We start from the raw sequence: 18,541 nt of genomic DNA, 5'->3' as shown, positions 1-18,541 counted from the left end.
AATGCCCTGACCGGGCTGTGTCGTTTGCTACCGCTGTACGACGGACGCATTTCCTGAACCGTCAGGTGATTTCACCTGACTAGAAAATGCTCCAGCGCCGTTTTGATCAAATCCCTGCGGGACGCCGTGACGCAGTTCAGCGCAGCTGATGGCTTCCATCTCGACCCTTGGAAGGGCGTAGAGCCCACCCTGCGGCCGCTTCGGCCGGATATGTTCGCCGTTCCGGCGCCATATATGTGTTTCGCCCTCGCTTTCTGCGAAGCGCGTGATCTACGGGGAAGCCTGTAGCTTTTCTTGCCGCAATGCCCTGCTCTGAGGACGGGCGTGTCTTTCGCTACTCACACATAAGGCACCATTTTTCGGTAGCTTAGCGCAAGCGCCTCGTGCCGGTGCGGCGTGGTTTTCGCATTTGCGTGCTGAACACGGATCACCAGAGGGTATTCTGCGGTTTGCCGGGCTCTGCAAACGTTAACGCGGCAGCCTTGCCGATTAACCTTGGCCAGTGGGACTCCGGTAGCGGTTGATGGCGCAATGAGCCAATGTCGTTCACAGGAGTGATTGCCACCGTGGCCAGCGTCTATTCGCAATTTCAGGCAAGAGTACCGGCCGAGCCGGTTCAGGTCGTCCAAACCCAGGTTCAGGACGGGGACGGGGCCCGCTTGCCGCTGGTGCGCCTGATGACCGGCCTTTCGGTTGCCGTGCCGATTTCGCTGCTCATGTGGGCGGGGATATTTGCGCTGATCTTCTGACGGCGTTGCCCGAGAGAGCTGTCGCACGAAGCGCGCTGTGTAGCTTTCGGCAGCGGGGAGGGGCTTTGCTCCTGACAGAGATCCCCAAGCCCACGTTAGCAGTCCTGGTATTAGCCGAAAGGCGGTGCGCCAGCCCAGAGCCAGCCGGCGATACCTGCGGCCAACAGCGCACAGGCCCCCGCGCGCCAGGGGGCGACCGGGGCCATGGCGCGGGTCCCTTCGGGGAAAGCGCGCTTGCCGGTCACCATCGGTGCAACCAGATTGTCCCGCTTGACGAGGCGGTAGAACAGGATCGCAGCGACGTGCAGCGCGATCACCGCGAGAATGACGTTGAACACGATCTTGGTGTGCCACTCGGTCGCATCGTAGGCGAATTCGTAGCCAACCAGATCGTAGAGCGGTCCGGCCGCGCCGTAATCGGGATCGCCGCTGACAAGGCCGAGCGCGACTTGCAGGCCCATGGCCCCAAGGAGCGCGAGCACACTCCAGCCCCCGGCCGCGTTATGCCCGACGACGGGGGCGTGCGGCTTGCCGAGCGTGGCGAGATAGCGCGCGACGGCCTGCGGGCCGCGCACAAACGCGCTGAAACGCGCCGTGGAGCTTCCCACGAAGCCCCACGCCACGCGAAACACGAGCAACGCGCAAAGCGTGATGCCCAGCCGCATGTGCCATTCCATGTAATCGCTGTGCGCCGTCCACCACAGGGCGGGGATCAGCACCACGAAACTCCAGTGGCACAGGCGTACGGGAAGGTCCCAGAGCCTGATGTCAGCCGTCGCGGGACCTTCCATCGCGATCAGTGCTTCTCTTCCTTGCGGAAGTCTTCGTGGCAGCCCTTGCACGCCATTCCGACTTCACCAAAGCCCGCCTTGGTTCCGGCCAGGTCCTTGGCTTCGGCCGCGGTGCGCATCTTGCCAGCCGCTTCGATGAGCTTGGCGGTCGCGGCCTTGAAGTCATCCGGGCGTTCCCAGATTGCGGGCAGGGCTTCGGTCTTCTCGCCCGATTCGGGGCCGGTTCCGGCCGGGAAGAGCGGGAGGATCTTCTGGCCTTTCTCCGCGATGGTGGTCGCGTTGGCGGCGATCGCGGAGAAGTCGGGGCTCGAACCATCGAGTTCGCCCTTGGTCGCCTTCATGGTCTTGGCGATGGCCTTGAAGTTGTCCTCGCGTGCCTCGATCGTGTCGCCGGCATCACTCGCCGCACTGGCGGCGGCGCCCGTTGCACCGGCACTGGCATCGGCGCTCGGGCTGGAGCCGTTGCACGCCGAAAGAGAAAAGGCGAGCGCAAGGGCGGGAAGGGCGAGGCCCGCAAGGGACTTCGATGCCATGGTGGGTTCTCCTGTTGTGTGTCCGGGCTGGTTTATAGCGAATGTCCTCAACGAATGAAGGGCACTCGTGTTGCGGCGCAAAGTAAAAAGGCTTTGCAACGAACTGGAAAAGACATGGCAATTGATACGCCTCACGCCGGTCGCCGAGATTTTGCGGCCCGCCAAGCTCAGGTCAGCGCGTTGCGCACCAGTCCCAGCACATCCTCAGCGCGCCCGTGGAGCACGGCCTTGGCCGAGTAGAGCGCGGTGCCCATGACCTGGCTCGCCGCGATCTTGGGTGGCATGACCAGCTCCATGCGATCGGTCACCACGTCGAGCAGGGCCGGGCCGGGGGCGGCAAGCCACTGCGCGACCGCCAGTTCCAGTTCGCTCGCCTTTTCGATGCGGCGCGACCAGAAGCCCATCGCTTCGCCCACTTTGGCAAAATCGGGGTTCTTGAGATTGGTGTAGGCATCGAGCAGGCCTTCGACCTTCTGTTCCAGCTCGACGAAACCGAGCGAGGAGTTGTCGAACACGCAGACCTTGATCGGCAGCTCTTCCTGGACTGCGGTGATAAGGTCGCCGAGCAGCATGGCGAGCCCGCCATCGCCCGAGAGGGAAATTACCTGCCGCTCGGGAAAGGCCGCCTTGGCCCCCAGCGCCTGGGGCATGGCGTTGGCCATCGTGCCATGGGTGAGCGAGATTACTCGCCGGTTTGCGCCGGTCGAGGGAACATGGCGCAGGCACCAGACCATCGGCGAGCCGCCATCGGCGGTGTAGATCGCGTCGGCATCGGCGTGGCGCGCGATCGTCTGCGTGAGGTACTGCGGGTGGATCGGGCGCGTGTCGTCGGCCACGGCGTGGCGGTTTTGCGCCGCTTCGGCCTTGGCGTGGTGGGCGAGGCATTCGTCGAGGAAGGCGCTGTCCTTCTTGGCCGTCACCAGGGGGAGAAGCGCTTCCAGCGTCGATTTCACGTCCCCGACGGCGGCGTGGGTGACCGGATGGCGCCGTCCGATATGGGTGCCGTCGATGTCGACCTGGAGGATCGTCGCCTTCTCGGGATAGAACTGGCGCCAGGCGAAATCGCAGCCCAGCAGCAGCAGTGTGTCGCACTCCATCAGCGCGTGAAAGCCAGCCTCGGACCCGAAGATGCCGGTCATGCCCACGCAGTGCGGGTTGGCGTGCTCGAGGAAGTCTTTCGCGCGCGAGGTGTGCGCAACGGGCGCCTTGAGCTTTTGCGCCAGCGCCACGACGGCCTCGCGCGCGTCCTCGCAGCCCGATCCGCCGTAGATCGCCACGCGCTTGCCCGCGTTGAGCGCGTCTGCAAAGCGGCTCAGTTCCTCGGGCGCGGGGAGGTGGCGCGACGTGGTGCGGTGGACCGCGAAGGCGGGCTCATCGGCAGCGGGTGCGCTCGATACGTCGGCGGGGACGATGAGCACCGCCACGCCCTTTTTCGCCAGCGCGGCCTGCGCGGCCATCGCGGTCATCCGGCGGGCTTGCGCGGGCGTACGGATCTCTTCGCAGAACACCGAGCAGGTCTGGTAGATCGGCTTGTAGTCGACCTCCTGCGGGAAATCGAAGCCCAGCTCGTCGCGCACGATCTGGCTGGCGATGAGCACCACCGGCGCGCGGTTGCGGTGGCTTTCGAACAGGCCGTTGATGAAGTGGAGGCTGCCCGGGCCGCACGATCCGGCGCAAGCGGCCAGTTCGCCGGTCAGCAGCGCGTCGGCGCCCGCGGCGAATCCGCCCGCCTCTTCGTGGCGCACGTGAATCCAGCGCAGCGAACTGCGGCGGATCGAATCGGTGACATGGTTGAGCGTGTCTCCCGGAACGCCGTAGCAGCGCCGGACCCCGGCCTGTTCGAGCGTTTCGACGATGACGTCGGCGGTCGTGCGGGCGAGGGGGGACTTGGGCATGGGAAACTCTCCGTCGGGCGGGATGGGGGAGGAGGCGTGTCCTCGACGTGTCCATGCAATGCCCGGCGCGCGCCAAGGTTTCGCGCGTCGTGCTCATCTTGACGTGCATGGCGCTCATGCGATGCGCCTCGCCGTAACGCGAAAAGGGGGAGGCCGCACGGGCGACCTCCCCCTCCTGCATTCCTCCGCCGAGGAGCTTTTTCGAGGCGATGAGCGGCCGCTCAGAGTGCGATGACGCCGCCATCGTCCTTGGTTATCGCGACCACGGCCGAGCGCGGGCGGGCGCTGGAGCCGGTGTCGCTCTGGCTGGTGGGCCAGTGGCTGGTGATGGCGCTGGCATCGCCGCCTTCGCCGGGATGCTGGATGCCCACGAACAGCGTGCGCCCGTCGGGTGTCATGTCGATGCCGGTGATTTCGCATTCGAGCGGACCGACCAGGAAGCGGCGCAGGTTCGCGGCGGTCGCCGGGGTGCCGACGTAAGTGTCCTGCGTGTAGGTGCTGGTGCCATCGGTATTGGTCACCGTGAAGGCGCCGCCATCGCCCACCGTGCCGGGCATCGCGGCGAGCAGCATGCAGTTGGTCACGTCGGTCATCGCGCCATCGTCGGTCTCGATCCAGAACACCGGGTTGACCTGGCCCGAAATCGCCGTCGCGCGCGAGAAGTAGGCGCCGTCGGGGCTCGAGAAGTCGTTGCGAAGGTCGAGGTCGGAGATGTTGATGTTGGTCTCTTCGAAGGTGGTGTCGCAATCGATCGTGTCGGCGCCAAAGAGGTAGATGTCCCAGGCAAAGGAGCTCGCGGCGGTCGTGTCGCCCTCCTCGCGCAGGCGGATGATGTGCCCGTTGGGGTTGCCCGCGTTCCAGTACGAGCGCGGGTTGGCGGCGTTGGTGCCGTCGACCGGGCGGTACGAATTGTTCGAGTTTGTGAGCGTCAGGTAGATTTCGCCGGTTGCCGGATTGCCCGCGGTCCACTCGGGGCGGTCCATCGGCGTTGCGCCCACCGCATCGGCGGCGAGGCGTGCGTTGATAAGGATGTCGGCCTGGTCGGCGAAAGTGTATTCGACGTAGCTGCCCGAGGCCGGACGGCTGGGGACCTGGCCATAGACCAACGGCAGCCAGGTGCCCGAACCATCCTCGTCGAAGCGCGCGACGTAGAGCGTGCCCGCATCGAGGTACTTGTCGCCCATCGCCAGCCGATCGCTGGCGCTGGCATCGTCGGCGTCCCAGGTCTGGTTCGAGACGAACTTGTAGAGGTACTCGCTGCGCGAATCGTCGCCCATGTAGGCCGCCACCGGCTGCCCTTCGACCACGCGAATGAACGCGCCCTCGTGGCCGCAGCGGCCCAGCGCGGTGCGCTTGCGCGGGGTGGATGCCGGGTCATAGGGATCGATCTCGACCACCCAGCCGAACTGGAAGGGCTCGTTGCGGAAATCCTCGCGCGCCTCGGTTCCCGAAATCGTCGCGTTCCAGCGGGTGATCGTGGTATCGGTGCTCGATGCGGTGGTCCAGTTGTAGTTGCCACTCGCCCCGGTGCGCACGCCGTAGCGCAGCAGCGAAGTCAGCTGCGCGGCGCTGCGCAGCGCCGCGTCGCTGGTGTCGCGGCGGAAGTAACCGGCCCAGTTCTCTTCGCAGGTGAGGTAGCTGTTCCAGCCGGTGATCCCGTTGGCGCAGTTGTTGATCGTGCCGCGCCCCGCGGTGCCCTCGGCCGAATAGGCGGTGACCATCCAGTCCGACCCGGCGGCGGGGCCGGACAGCGCCATCTCGGTGTTGGGGGTGATGCGCCGGTTGAAGCGGCTGTCCTGGACGTAGCTCCAGCTGCGCTCGCCGCCATCGACGTATTCGCTCACTGAAACGCCGTGGCACTCGATTTCCTTGACCACTTCGGCGAGCGGGCGCGCGCCGCCCACGGTGGTCGGTCCGTCGACGTGCAGGTAGGCTTGGGTGATGTTCTCGTGGTTCTGCACCATGAGCCCGCGGGTGAGGGCGCTGCTGTCGGGATCGCCTCCGCTCGACAGTCCGAAGAAGTGCAGCGCATCGCCGTGGTCGCCGATGCGGTTGGCAAAGTCGGTGTCGGTGCCGTCGTTGGCGTAGGCGGCGGTCGCTGCGGTCAGTGGATCGCCGAGCCGGGTCATCACGGTGACGGAATAGCCATCGGGTACGACGACGAGATCTTCCAGACTATGGGCGACGGCGGTAAAGCCGAGCACGGCGGGCGAGACGCGCACGGTGGTCGTCGCGCTGGCGGCCGTATCGCCGTTGGTCGGCGCGGCGGTGAAGGTGAAGGTGAGGTCCTGCGTGCTCTCGACCGCCGGGGCGATGAACGAGACGGGGTTGCCGGTGCCGATCAACTCGACCTCGGGGCCACTGGTCTGGGCCCAGGAGATCGCCGATCCCTTGCTCGAACCGGCGGTCACCGAACCGGTCAGCGTGACCATGCGCCCCGCGCTGGTTGCCGCCGTGGCGCCCGCGCTGACGACGAGCGCGGTAGTGCCGTCGGCGTCATCGTCGCACGCGGCAAGCATGGCGGTGCCCATCAACGCCAGACTGGTCGCCCGCGCCCCGCCGAACAGGGTCTGGCGGCGCGAGAAACGCTTTTCGGCCAGAGCCTCCAGCGAAGGTTGCGTCGTGTCGTTCGTGGCGACGTCGCCGTCGGTGTAAAGACCGATCGAAGAATTATCCGTCATGATTGTGCCCCGCGTCGTGATGTGGAGCGCGTTTGCTAGGTGTGTAATGTGTCATTCGCGCGCAATGGACACGACATTGGTGTGACGACTTACCAGTGTTTCCGTATTACTTCGTAATATTGCTCGATTTGGCTCTGTTGGGACGAAGGTGGCTGTTCGCGCTGTGCCAACGGAACGGGCGCGCCGCGCGTGGGCCCCTGCCATTCTCCGGCCGTGTGGCGATCCGCTGCATGAAAAGGCGCGGAATTGAGCCGTTTTTCGGGATTTTCTTGACTTTGTACGGCTACCCCACTAAGCGCCGTCCTTTCAGGAAAACCAGTTTCTTACGGAGTGCCCATGGCGCGCGTTACTGTCGAAGATTGCGTCGACAAGATTCCCAACCGCTTCGATCTCGTTCTGCTTGCCGCGCAGCGCGCGCGCGAGATCTCGGGCGGCGCCGAGCTCACCGTCGATCGCGACCGTGACAAGAACCCGGTCGTCGCGCTGCGCGAAATCGCCGAGCAGACCGTGGTGCCGACCATCCTCAAGGAATCGCTGGTCACCTCGATGCAGCGCGTCCTGCCCGACGACGACGATGAGATGGACGAGATCGGCTCGCTCAGCCAGTCGGCCGAAGCGCTGCGCATCACCGCCTCGGCGCCGACGCGCAACACCTCGATCGGTGGCGACTACGACGGCTGATCGCGCCGCTTGACGATCCGGGCATGAGGCGCGAAACATCGTCTTGTGGCTGGTAAAAAGCGAATATTGCCCCGCATCGCGGGACTTTCCGGGGGGTCGCCTGAACTATCGGGCGGTCCCTCTGGCGTGTCGGGCGCGACGATTGCGGTCTACAGCGTCAAGGGCGGGGTGGGAAAGACGACCTTCGCGGCCAACCTTGCCTGGTGCTCGGCGCGGATTTCGAGGCACAAGACGCTGCTGTGGGATCTCGACGCGGCGGGTGGCTCGGGTTTCCTCTATGGTCTCGAATCCAAGGGGGCAAAGCAGGCCGGGGAGGTCTTTGCCCACGATAGGACCTCGAACGAGCGGGCCGCGATGCGGCTGATCCAGAAGACCGCCTGCGAGCGCGTCGATCTTTTGCCCGCCGACGAATCGATCCGCGCGCTCGACGCCCGGCTTGTCGCGATCGGCAAGCGGCGTCGGCTCGCCAAGCTTGCCCAGGCGCTCGGCCAGCAGTACCCGCGCATCGTGCTCGATTGCCCGCCGGTCATCAGCGAACTCTCCGCGCAGATCGTGCGTGCGGCGGACCTCGTCATCGTGCCGCTGCCGCCATCGCCGCTGTCCTCGCGCGCGTTCGATCTCGTCGTGCGGGAAATCGCCGCGAGCACCCGGCGCCATCCCCCGCTGCTGCCGGTGCTGTCCATGGTCGACATGCGCCGCACGCTCCACCGCGACGTGCGCGAACAACATCCCGACTGGCCCTGCGTGCCCTACGCCAGCGCGCTGGAACAATGCGCGGTCCAGCATCGGCCCGTGGGCGAATTTGCGCCCCAGAGCCCGGCCGCGCGCGCGTTCGCGCAGTTGTGGGGCGCGATCGAGAAGAAGTTGGCGGAACGCAAAAGCGGATAACGAATAATCAAGGGGTTGCCACGCCTTGCCCCCCCGGACTGTNGTTCGCGCAGTTGTGGGGCGCGATCGAGAAGAAGTTGGCGGAACGCAAAAGCGGATAACGAATAATCAAGGGGTTGCCACGCCTTGCCCCCCCGGACTGTCGACCTCACCTCTCTCGGTAATGGTGCGCTGAGAGAGGTGAGGTCGACAGTCCGGGGAGCCCGAGGGCAATGGCCCTCGCAAGTCATCTTCCTTCCCTGTTCTTCGGCAAGCCGCGCAGCAAAAAGGGGCGTCAGGATTACCCCGGCGCCCCTCCTGCATTCCCCTCTCGGGAACCAATGCGGATCGGTAGGACCCGATCCAGCCCGACCCTGCGGTCAGGCGCCCTGCGGCGCGGTGCCGCCGGTAAAACGCTTGCCGGCCTTGGGGATCGACGAGCCGGTGACGGGTCGCGCGGTCGAGGGGCCGCGCGGGTCGCTCGGCCGGTCGATCGAACCCTTTTCCATCAGCTCCTTGATCTCCTCGCCCGAGAGCGTCTCGTACTCGAGCATGGCCTGGGCCAGCAGTTCGAGCTGATCGCCCTTTTCGGTGAGAATCTGGTTGGCGCGCTGGTGCGCACCATCGACCAGGGCGCGGATTTCGCTGTCGATCAGCTTGTTGGTCTCGTCCGAGGCCATCGTGCGGTGCGAGCTGCCCATGCCGAGGTAGCCTTCCTGGCTTTCCTCGTACTGGAGCGGCCCGAGCTTGTCCGACATGCCCCACTTGGTGACCATGCTGCGCGCGAGGCTGGTGGCGTACTGGATGTCCGACGAGGCGCCCGAGGACACCTTGTCGTAGCCGAAGATCAGCTCTTCCGCCACCCGGCCGCCCATCGCGACCGAGAGGTTCGCGAGCATCTTGTCGCGGTGGTAGGAATAGCTGTCCCGCTCGGGCAGGCGCATGACCATGCCCAGCGCCCGGCCGCGCGGGATGATGGTGGCCTTGTGGATCGGGTCCGAGGCCGCCTCGTTCAGCGAGACGATGGCGTGGCCAGCCTCGTGGTAGGCGGTCATCTTCTTCTCGTCCTCGGTCATGACCATCGAGCGGCGTTCGGCGCCCATCATGACCTTGTCCTTGGCGTCCTCGAACTCCTGCATGGCGACCAGACGCTTGTTGCGACGCGCGGCGAGCAGGGCGGCCTCGTTGACGAGGTTGGCAAGGTCGGCGCCGGAGAAGCCCGGCGTGCCGCGCGCGATCACGCGCGGGTTGACGTCGGGGGCCAGCGGCACCTTCTTCATGTGGACGGCGAGGATCTGCTCGCGCCCTTCGATGTCGGGCACGGGGACGACCACCTGGCGGTCGAAGCGGCCCGGACGCAGCAGCGCGGGGTCGAGCACGTCGGGGCGGTTGGTCGCCGCGATGATGATGATGCCCTCGTTCGCCTCGAAACCGTCCATCTCGACGAGCAGCTGGTTGAGCGTCTGTTCGCGTTCGTCGTTCGAGTTGCCAAGGCCGGTACCGCGATGGCGCCCGACGGCGTCGATCTCGTCGATGAAGACGATGCAAGGCGCGTTCTTCTTGGCCTGTTCGAACATGTCGCGCACGCGGCTGGCGCCAACGCCCACGAACATCTCGACGAAATCCGAGCCGGAGATGGTGAAGAAGGGCACGCCCGCTTCACCCGCAATGGCGCGGGCGAGCAGGGTCTTGCCGGTGCCGGGCGAGCCGACCAGCAGCGCGCCCTTGGGAATCTGGCCGCCGAGCTTGGAGAAGCGGGTCGGGTCCTTGAGGAACTCGACGATTTCCTCAAGTTCCTCGCGCGCTTCGTCGATGCCGGCGACATCGTCGAAGGTGACGCGGCCCGAACGTTCGGTCAGCATCTTGGCCTTGGACTTGCCGAAGCCCATCGCGCCCGAGCCACCGCCCTTCTGGACCTGGCGCAGCGCGAAGAAGGCGATACCGATGATGAGCAGGAAGGGCAGGGTGTTGGCGATGATGTAGAGCAGCATGCTGCCCTGTTCGGGGGCCTTGCCCGAGAACTTTACATCGTTGTTCTCGAGCAGCTGGGGCAGCGTGGTGTCATTCTGCACCGGTACGGTCGAGAACAGGTCGCCGTTGCGCATCTTGCCGTCGATCCGCTCCTGACCGATTTCGACGCTTTCCACGCTGCCCTGGGCAACCTTGGCGCGGAAATCGGAGTAGGGAATCGCGCTTCCCGCGCTTTCGCGGGCGCTGAACATGGATACCACCATGAGCAGGGCGAGGAAGATGCCTCCCCACACGAGCAGGCTCTTCACCCAGGGATTGCCGTTGGGCTGGTCGTCGTTCATTGCAGGGTTACCTGTCCTTTCGCTTCCCAATGTAGGTGAGCGGGGCTGAATCGCAAGTTAGCGAAGGTATCGAGATGGACCTTTCTCCCGATTGCCGTGCAAGTGCGGCTTTCAGGTCGCGCAAAGGGGCCTGAAAAAAGGCGGCGAACGGCAATCGCGCTGCCTCTGTCCGCAAGCGGGAGTGCGCGCTTTTCGCGTTTGGGCAGGGCGGTTTTTGCTGTTTGACTTGCCCCTTGCGCTGCCGCCAGCATGATCGTTCATCGACAGGCCGGGCAAGTGTGGGGGCAAGGTGGCAGCAGGTCAAAATTCTCTCTGGAACGAGGACCTGGCGCCGACGGACGGGCGCCAGCGCACCTGGCGCTGGTATCATTTCGCCGCGCTGTGGGTGGGCATGGTGGTGGCCGTGCCGACCTGGATGCTCGCGGCGGGGCTGATCGAGCAGGGCATGTCCGCGCTTCAGGCGATCGGCGTGGTGGTGCTGGGCAACGTCATCATCCTCGTGCCGATGCTGCTGATAGGCCATCCAGGCGCGCGTTACGGGGTGCCGTTCGCGGTGCTCGTGCGCGCTTCCTTCGGGACGATCGGCGGGCGGCTTGCGGCCGCGGCGCGCGCGCTCGTGGCTTGCGGGTGGTACGGCATCCAGACCTGGATCGGGGGCGAGGCGCTGCTGACCCTGCTCGGCATTTTCCTCGGCACCGACATGCGCGGCGCGCCCTTGCCGTTTTTCGGCATCGGCATTGGTCAGTTGCTGGCCTTCCTCGCGTTCTGGTCGATCCAGCTGGTCTTCGTGCGCAAGGGCCTGCTGACGATCCGGCGGCTAGAGACCTGGACCGCGCCGCTCAAGGTACTGGCGTGCATCGCGCTGGTGTGGTGGGCGCTCGATGCGGCGGGCGGGGTGGGGCCGATCTTCGCCAGCCCTTCGGCGTTCGGGCCGGGCGGGGCACGCGCGGGGCAGTTCTGGGCGGTGTTCCTGCCCTCGCTCACGGCTATGGTCGGTTTCTGGGGGACGCTGGCGCTCAACATTCCGGACTTCACGCGCTTTGCCCGCACCCAGCGCGACCAGGCCATCGGCCAGTCGCTCGGCCTGCCGCCGACGATGGGGGTGATCGCGCTCATCAGCGTGATGACCACTTCGGCAACGGTGGTGATCTACGGCAAGGCGATCTGGGACCCGGTGCAGCTCGCGGGCACGCTCTCCGGCCCCTTCGTCCTGCTGGGGCTGTTCGTCATCGCGCTCGATACCGTCTCGTGCAACATCGCGGCGAACCTGGTCTGTTCGGCCTACGACTTCGCCTCGCTTTCTCCCCGGCGCATTTCCTATCGCACCGGCGCGCTGTGCACCGCGTTCATCGGGCTGTTCATGATGCCCTGGAAGCTGCTTGCCAGCACCAACGGCTATATCTTCACCTGGCTGACCGGCTACGGCGCGCTGCTCGGCCCGATCGCGGGCATCCTGATCGCCGATTACTGGCTGGTGCGCGCGACCCGGCTCGACGTCGAGGGGCTCTATGATCCAGATGGCCCGTACCGTTATGAGAACGGCTGGAACGGGCGGGCGCTGGCCGCGCTGGCGCTGGGTATCGCGCCCAATGTGCCGGGCTTCCTGGCGGTGAGCGCGCCGGCTCTGTTCGGCGCGATCGGGGCGCCCTGGACGGTGATCTATTCCTACGCCTGGTTCGTGGGCGTGGGCGTGGCACTGGTGTCCTATACGCTGCTCATGCGCGGGCAGCGCACCCCGGCTTTGCAGCCAGGGTGAGGCGCCGCGTGCCTTTTGTGGCGCGCGATCAGTCCGAAACGAAGGCGCCGCGCGGATCGTCGGCGTCGAGGTCGGAGAACTTGGTGATGCGCGCCTCGAACTTGAGCCGTACGCGCCCGGTCGAACCGTGGCGCTGCTTGGCCACGATCAGTTCGGCAAGCCCGGTGACCTGTTCCATGCGCTGGCGCCAGGCTTCCCACTTGTCGACGACGTCTGGCGGATCCCCTTCGGCGGGGAACTTGGGTTCGGTAGCGTTGACGTAGTAGTCCTCGCGGAACACGAACCAGACCATGTCGGCGTCCTGCTCGATCGAGCCCGATTCGCGAAGGTCGGACAGCATCGGCTTCTTGTCCTCGCGGCTTTCGACCGCACGGCTGAGCTGGGAGAGCGCGATCACCGGCACTTCCAGTTCCTTGGCCAAGGTCTTCAAACCGCGCGAAATTTCCGAAATTTCGTTCACGCGATTGTCGTTGGCGCGACCTGAGCCTGAAAGCAGCTGCAGGTAGTCGATGATGATGAGGCCGATGTTGTGGCGGCGCTTGAGGCGGCGTGCGCGGGTGCGCAGCGCGGCAATCGAAAGGCCCGGCGTATCATCGATGAACAGCGGCAGTTCGGCCAGGCGCTGGCTGGCGAAGGAGAGCTGCTGGAAATCCTCGCGGCTGATCTTACCCATGCGCAGCGCTTCGGAGGAAATGCCCGACTGTTCGGCGAGAATACGCGTCGCCAGCTGGTCGGCGCTCATTTCCAGGCTGAAGAAGGCGGTCGGCGCGCCGACCGAGCGCTTGGGTTCGATTCCCAGCGCCATGTCGTCGACGTAGCGCTGCGAGGTGTTGAAGGCGATGTTGGTGACGAGCGAGGTCTTGCCCATGCCGGGACGCCCGGCGAGGATGATAAGGTCGGAATCGTGCAGACCACCGATCTTCGAGTTCACCGAATCGAGCCCGGTGGTCTTGCCCGAGATGTTGCCGCCCGAATTGAACGCCTTCTCGATGTTGAAGATCGCGGTGTGCGTGGCCTGCGCGAAGCTCTTGGCCTCGTTGGCCGAGGCGGCGCCTTCGGCCACCTTGTAGAGCGCGGCTTCGGCCTGTTCGATCTGCTCTTGCGGCTCGACCGATTCGGAGGTGTCCATCGCCCCTTCGACAAGGCTGCGGCCGACCGAGATCAGCTCGCGCAGCAGCGCCAGGTCGTAGATCTGGGCGGCCAGTTCGCGCGGCGCGAGCAGGCCCTGGCCATCGGCGGTCAGCCGCGCGAGGTAGGATACCCCGCCCAGCGCCTTCAACTGCTCGTCGGCCTCGAAATAGGGGCGCAGGGTGACCGGGGTGACCACCGCCTTGCGGTCGAGCAGGCCCAGGATGCGTTCGTAGATGCGGGCGTGGACCGGCTCGAAGAAGTGCTGCGGACCCAACTGGGTCGGCAGTTCCTCAATCACCCGGTTGTCGATCAGCACGGCGCCCAGGAATGCGGCTTCGGCCTCGACGTTCGAGGGAAGCGAGCGCGCGCCTTGGGTGTCGTCGCCGGGAGCTTCGGCGATTCTGAGAACGTCCTGCTGTGCCATAAGCTGACCTCCATGGTCCTGCGCGCGCGGGGCGGCAAGCGTTCTTTCGAGTGATTTTTTCCCCAGCTTGTGGATGGAGCATGGGGCTGGCCGAAGGTCAGGGTTGCCCGCCACTGGGACAAGCGCGTAAAGACCTGCCGTATCATGCCGGACCCGCGCATCTCTCATATCGAACTCGACGATACCACGATCCTGTGGCGCAACGCCGATATCGAGCAGGAGCGCCGGATCGCGATCTTCGATCTGATCGAGGACAACCTGTTCAAGCCGCTGCGCCCGTTCGCGAACGGGCACGAGGGGCCCTACCGCCTGTTCCTTTCGGTGCGTGACGGGCGCCTGTCGATGCAGGTGGGCGACGAGCAGGGGGTGGAGCTGGAAACACTGGTGCTGGGCCTCGCGCGCTTTCGCCGTCCGATCCGCGAGTATTTCGCGATTTGCGAAAGCTATTACCAGGCGATTCGCAAGGCCACCGCGCAGGAGATCGAGACCATCGACATGGCCCGGCGCGGCATCCACAACGACGCCGCCGAGCTGCTCATCGAACGGCTCGAGGGCAAGGTGGAAACCGACTTTCCCACAGCCCGCCGCCTGTTCACGCTGATCTGCGTGCTGCATATACGCGGCTGACCATTCTTCCTTGCCGACATTTTAAGCAGACAGGCGCACGACTTTCATGACAGGGCGAACGATCAAGGGCACGGCCACGCTGGCCTGGCTGGCGCGCCTCATGGCGCTTCTGGCGGTGCTGGGCCTCGCCGGGGGGGGCTGGGCCTGGTGGCACGTCCACCACTGGCTGCCCGACCGCACGCTCTATCCCACGCAAGGGGTCGAGATCGGGGTAGGCGATGGCGATGTCAGCTGGAATTCGTTGAAGGCGATCGGCGCCGACTTTGCCTACGTCGATGCCAGTTCGGGCGCCGAGGGGCGCGATGCGCGCTTCGTCGCCAACATGGAGGCCGCCAAGGCCGCCGGGATGCAGGTCGGCGCGGTACACCGCTACGACCCGTGCGAGCCGGCCGAAAAGCAGGCCGCGAACTTCGTCACCATTGTCCCGCGCGAGGCCGACCTGCTGCCTCCTGCGGTCGAGCTCGACACGCTGGCCGACAATTGCACGCCCAAGGTCTCCGACGCGCGGGTCGAGAGCGAGCTGATGACCTTCCTCAACCAGGTCGAGACGCACACCGGCAAGCCCACCATCCTCAAGGTGACCGAGCGGTTCCAGCGCCGTTATGCAATCGCCGGAAGGCTCGATCGCAACCTGTGGCTGGTGCGCGACCGCTTCGCGCCCGACTACGTGGGCCGTGCCTGGACGCTGTGGACCGCCAACAGCGCGCTTTCCAACGAGAATACGGCGCACGACCTGCGCTGGCTCGTGCTACACCCCTAGGATTACCATGACCCAGATCCCTCCGATCCCCGACGATGGTGCGCGCGACGCGCTGATGGCGCAGGCCCGCGCGGCTGCGGCCCGTGCCTATGCGCCTTATTCGAAGTTCCACGTCGGCGCCGCGCTGCTGATGGGCGATGGCTCGGTGGTGACGGGCGCCAATGTCGAGAACGCCAGCTATGGCCTTTCGCTCTGCGCCGAAACCGTGGCGGTGGCCAAGATCCTGTCCGGCGCGCAGGGCGCTGCCGGCGGAGCGGGCCAGCTCGTCGCGGTCGCGGTGACCGGCGGCGTTGCGGGCGCGCCGGGGCAGGGGATGACCGTGACGCCGTGCGGGCGTTGCCGCCAGATGCTCAACGAAGTCGCCCAGCTGGGCGGCACCGATCCGGTGGTGTGGAGCGATGGCGCCGATGGCATTCTCGAAGAACGGCTCTCGACGCTGATCCCGCACGCCTTTGGTCCGGCAAACCTCGCCTGAGCGGGGCGATGGCGCCCGCTCAGGCGGGTTTTGCGGGGCTTCGGCACGTCGGAGAGGGCGCTCGCCCGACCGCAATCGCCTTGTCTACTTTTTAAATTGAGAATACATCGGTCCCTGTCGGGACGTATACCGAGTCGACCGGCAAATCCCCTGAACACCGTGATCGCAACGATCGACGAGGAGATTGGCTATGACTCTCTTCCTTCCTTCCCCTGCGCGCGGCGCCGGCATCGACATCCTGCTGGTGCCCGCACGCCCGCTTTCCCCTTCGCACTGGATGGCCCGCTGGGCGCAGCGCAGCGCGCGCTGCCGCATCGTCGAACTCGGGCTGTGGGACGAGCCCCACCGCAACACCTGGGTCAACAAGCTGAACCTGGCGATTGCGCGCCAGGAGCGCCCGGTGGTGGTCGTCACCGAGGATATCGCCGCGCTCGCGCTGGCGTGGTGGGTCGAATACGAAGCGGCGACGAGCCCCGGTGCCGTGCTGGGGGCCTTCGTGGTCAATCCGCCCGACGTCGACCGGCCCGGCCGCGATCCGCGTATCGCGCGCTTTGGCGCCATTCCGCGCGGCGAGCTGCCGTTTCCTACGTTCCTCGTCCACCATTCGCTGGGCGATGTCTATCACCGGCGCGCGATGCTGCGGTTGGCGCAAGACTGGGGCGCGCGGCCGCTGTGCGATCTGGTGAGTGGCAGCTGGTCGAGCGGCTGGTCGCTGCTGCTCAGTGCGCTTGGAGAGCGAGCCGGGCGCATCGCTCCTGCACCGTATGCATGGCTCGAGGATCACGCGCCGCACCGCGAGGAGGAGCGTGCACCCTGGCCGCTCCGCGAGGCGCCCGTGCCGCCCTGGGGTGCGGACTTGCTGAGCCAGAACCGGCTTGCCCACGTGGTGTGGTGCTGACCCAGCGCAAATAGTCCCAAAGCGAGGGGCGGCCTCTTGGGGCGCCCCTCTCCTTTGCGCGGTCAGGCTGCGTCGCGCTCCTCGAGCCATTCGAGCAGCGTGGCGAGGCAATCGCGGCCCAGCTGGATCGAACGTTCGGGGCTCCAGCCCTGGCGCGGGTCGGCGGCGGGGTTGTGGTCCTTGAACGGCATTTCGAGCGTCATCGACACGGCCCCGAAGCGCTCGGCGACCTGGTTGGTCGACATCGCCAGATTGCCCTTGCCGGGCGCGGCGGTGGGGTAGCCGAGCGTGCGCTGGAAATCGGGCGTGCGCCGGTCGAGCAGTTCACCGAAGCGGTCGTACCCGGCCTTCTGTTCGGGCGTGAGCGAGGGGATGCCCTCGAACCCGGCGAGGAACACTGCAGGGATCGCCTCGTCGCCGTGGACATCCATTGCGAAATCGACCCCGGTGGTGTCCATCGCGTTACGGATGGCGAGCACTTCGGGGGACTTTTCGGGCGTCGGATCGGCCCATTCACGGTTGAGGTTGGTGCCCACCGCGTTGGTGCGCAAGTGCCCGCGGCGCGAGCCGTCGGGGTTGCAGTTGGGCACGATGTGGAAGGTCGCGCGCTTGCGCAGTTCGCGCCCGACCGAGCTGGCCGGGTCGATCAGCTGGTCGATCGCGCCTTCCATCCACCATTCGGCCATCGATTCGCCGGGATGCTGGCGCGCGTAGAGCCACACGTGCAACGGCCCGGTGCCCATCTCGAGGCAATCGAGCGGCTGGCCGTCCAGCGTGGTGCCCAGCGTGCGCAGGGTGACGCCCTCGGCCTGCGCGGCGTCCGCGACGAGGTCGTGGTGGCGCTCCATCGAATAGGGCGCGAAATAGGCGAACCACACCGCGTTGGCGCCGGGCGTGTAGCGGATGGTCAGGCTGCCGCCGTCTGCGCTTTCCGAATAGGTGCTGGGCGCGCGGGTCCACTCGTTGCGGTCCTCCGACACGCAGGCCTCGTAGCCTGGCCAGCCCATCGGGTAGGCCGAGCCCGAAAGCCCGGTGATGGTCAGCGTCAGTTCGCGTTCGGCCGCGCCCGAGACGCGGAAGTGGAACCACTGCGCGAAGTCGGACTGGTGGTCGCGCCGGATGGCGAGGCGCGCGCTGGCGCCGTCGATCGAGAGGACCTCGATATTGCCCGAATCGAAGGCGGCGTGGATCTGGATGTCGCTCATGGTTGCGCTGCTTTTTTCCGTTACTTCACGAGAATGGTCTGGCCCGACTTGCCGGGAAAATCCTTGAGCAGCGCGCGGGCCATGACCGGCGCGCTGGCCGCGGGGGCGGCAAGGTCGGACTTGGCCGTGACCGTCTGCGCGGCGCGGCCTTCCCACACGCGCTCGCCGCTCGCCCCGTCATCGATGGTGAGCGAGAGGCGGGTGGCGATCTGTGCAGGCGGGGGGGGCGAAAGGTCGATGCCGATGCCAAGGCCCACGCCCGAACCACGGTCGCTTACCCCGCCGTTGCCGCCCAGCGACACCCGCGAGCCCCGGCGGCGCGGCTCGAGATGGTCGCGTTCGAGCGTCAGGTGCGCCACGCGCGCGCTTTGCGGCGTGTCGGCGGGTACGGCGCGGTAGCCGTCCTTCTCCAGTTCCTGGGCGATCGCGGCGGCGTAGAGCCGGAATTCGGGAGTATCGGCATGGCCGGTGGCGGGCAGGATGCGGATCGTGCCGGGCGCCATGGCGGCGGGCGTATCCATGCGGTGGAAGCGGGTCACTTCGACCGGACCCGCCGCGGGCGTCGTCGCGCAGGCGCCGAGCAGGGCGAGCGCGCCCAGCACGGGAAGCGCGCGCAAGGCGGCCGGGACGCCCGAGGGAAAGGGCAGGGGAAGGGACAGCCGGGGCATGGGATAACTCCATACGGGAGGCGCAGGAGCGCCGGAGGCCGCAAAGGGCCGCGTTCATCGCCCCCGATGTGGACCGCGCATGGCCGCT

The 18,541-nt window shown here is 66.4% G+C and carries 16 protein-coding genes; 8 read left to right on the top strand and 8 right to left on the bottom strand.

Annotated elements, in window-relative coordinates:
- The first annotated feature begins 539 nt into the window (after positions 1-539).
- Complete coding sequence (locus MTR62_RS09875) at positions 540-749, top strand: hypothetical protein (protein WP_244019984.1); 210 nt, start codon at positions 540-542, stop codon at positions 747-749.
- A gap of 110 nt (positions 750-859) precedes the next feature.
- Here the strand turns inward: MTR62_RS09875 and MTR62_RS09870 are convergent, their stop codons facing one another.
- From MTR62_RS09870 to MTR62_RS09855, 4 genes are all read right to left on the bottom strand, one after another.
- Positions 860-1,540, bottom strand: a complete 681-nt coding sequence (locus MTR62_RS09870) for a cytochrome b/b6 domain-containing protein (protein WP_244019982.1) — start codon at positions 1,538-1,540, stop codon at positions 860-862.
- Positions 1,541-1,545: 5 nt separating this feature from the next.
- Positions 1,546-2,073: a c-type cytochrome gene (locus MTR62_RS09865; protein ID WP_244019979.1), complete on the bottom strand. Its 528-nt coding sequence runs from the start codon at positions 2,071-2,073 to the stop codon at positions 1,546-1,548.
- 167 nt (positions 2,074-2,240) lie between these two features.
- On the bottom strand, positions 2,241-3,968 hold the full coding sequence (locus MTR62_RS09860) for a thiamine pyrophosphate-dependent enzyme (protein ID WP_244019977.1): 1,728 nt from the start codon (positions 3,966-3,968) through the stop codon (positions 2,241-2,243).
- A 221-nt stretch (positions 3,969-4,189) separates the two neighbouring features.
- On the bottom strand, positions 4,190-6,649 hold the full coding sequence (locus MTR62_RS09855) for a PhoX family protein (protein ID WP_244019968.1): 2,460 nt from the start codon (positions 6,647-6,649) through the stop codon (positions 4,190-4,192).
- Positions 6,650-6,985: 336 nt separating this feature from the next.
- On the opposite strand from MTR62_RS09855, the gene rpoZ reads away from it, so the two are divergent.
- Both rpoZ and MTR62_RS09845 read left to right on the top strand, forming a co-directional pair.
- Entirely contained in the window at positions 6,986-7,330 is a 345-nt protein-coding gene (gene rpoZ / locus MTR62_RS09850) for a DNA-directed RNA polymerase subunit omega (protein WP_244019966.1), read from the top strand.
- Between the two features lie 126 nt (positions 7,331-7,456).
- The gene (locus MTR62_RS09845) at positions 7,457-8,218 is read left to right on the top strand and encodes a ParA family protein (RefSeq protein WP_244019950.1); all 762 of its coding nucleotides are present in this window, start codon (positions 7,457-7,459) and stop codon (positions 8,216-8,218) included.
- Positions 8,219-8,577: 359 nt separating this feature from the next.
- Here the strand turns inward: MTR62_RS09845 and ftsH are convergent, their stop codons facing one another.
- Positions 8,578-10,509, bottom strand: a complete 1,932-nt coding sequence (gene ftsH, locus MTR62_RS09840) for an ATP-dependent zinc metalloprotease FtsH (RefSeq protein ID WP_268739763.1) — start codon at positions 10,507-10,509, stop codon at positions 8,578-8,580.
- Positions 10,510-10,798: 289 nt separating this feature from the next.
- On the opposite strand from ftsH, the gene MTR62_RS09835 reads away from it, so the two are divergent.
- Positions 10,799-12,265, top strand: a complete 1,467-nt coding sequence (locus MTR62_RS09835) for an NCS1 family nucleobase:cation symporter-1 (RefSeq protein ID WP_244019948.1) — start codon at positions 10,799-10,801, stop codon at positions 12,263-12,265.
- A gap of 28 nt (positions 12,266-12,293) precedes the next feature.
- Here the strand turns inward: MTR62_RS09835 and MTR62_RS09830 are convergent, their stop codons facing one another.
- Complete coding sequence (locus MTR62_RS09830; protein ID WP_244019946.1) at positions 12,294-13,820, bottom strand: replicative DNA helicase; 1,527 nt, start codon at positions 13,818-13,820, stop codon at positions 12,294-12,296.
- A 144-nt stretch (positions 13,821-13,964) separates the two neighbouring features.
- Here MTR62_RS09830 and MTR62_RS09825 point away from each other — a divergent pair, with 144 nt between their 5' ends.
- The 4 genes from MTR62_RS09825 to MTR62_RS09810 all read left to right on the top strand — a co-directional run bounded on the left by MTR62_RS09825 (position 13,965) and on the right by MTR62_RS09810 (position 16,580).
- Positions 13,965-14,447, top strand: coding sequence for a UPF0262 family protein (locus tag MTR62_RS09825; RefSeq protein ID WP_244019944.1), 483 nt, complete (start codon positions 13,965-13,967; stop codon positions 14,445-14,447).
- A gap of 46 nt (positions 14,448-14,493) precedes the next feature.
- On the top strand, positions 14,494-15,207 hold the full coding sequence (locus MTR62_RS09820; RefSeq protein WP_244019943.1) for a glycoside hydrolase family 25 protein: 714 nt from the start codon (positions 14,494-14,496) through the stop codon (positions 15,205-15,207).
- 7 nt (positions 15,208-15,214) lie between these two features.
- Positions 15,215-15,682 carry a cytidine deaminase gene (locus MTR62_RS09815; RefSeq protein WP_244019941.1) on the top strand — a complete coding sequence of 156 codons (468 nt, stop codon included), beginning with the start codon at positions 15,215-15,217 and terminating at the stop codon, positions 15,680-15,682.
- A gap of 190 nt (positions 15,683-15,872) precedes the next feature.
- The gene (locus MTR62_RS09810; protein ID WP_244019938.1) at positions 15,873-16,580 is read left to right on the top strand and encodes an RBBP9/YdeN family alpha/beta hydrolase; all 708 of its coding nucleotides are present in this window, start codon (positions 15,873-15,875) and stop codon (positions 16,578-16,580) included.
- Between the two features lie 62 nt (positions 16,581-16,642).
- Here the strand turns inward: MTR62_RS09810 and MTR62_RS09805 are convergent, their stop codons facing one another.
- Together MTR62_RS09805 and MTR62_RS09800 are read right to left on the bottom strand one after the other, a co-directional pair.
- Positions 16,643-17,785, bottom strand: coding sequence for a M14 family metallopeptidase (locus MTR62_RS09805; RefSeq protein WP_244019926.1), 1,143 nt, complete (start codon positions 17,783-17,785; stop codon positions 16,643-16,645).
- A gap of 20 nt (positions 17,786-17,805) precedes the next feature.
- Positions 17,806-18,453 carry a DUF4136 domain-containing protein gene (locus tag MTR62_RS09800; protein WP_244019918.1) on the bottom strand — a complete coding sequence of 216 codons (648 nt, stop codon included), beginning with the start codon at positions 18,451-18,453 and terminating at the stop codon, positions 17,806-17,808.
- Positions 18,454-18,541 lie beyond the last annotated feature (88 nt).

It is taken from the genome of Novosphingobium organovorum (assembly GCF_022832435.1).
GTDB lineage: Bacteria > Pseudomonadota > Alphaproteobacteria > Sphingomonadales > Sphingomonadaceae > Novosphingobium > Novosphingobium organovorum.
This window is presented reverse-complemented; position numbering and strand designations above follow the sequence as displayed.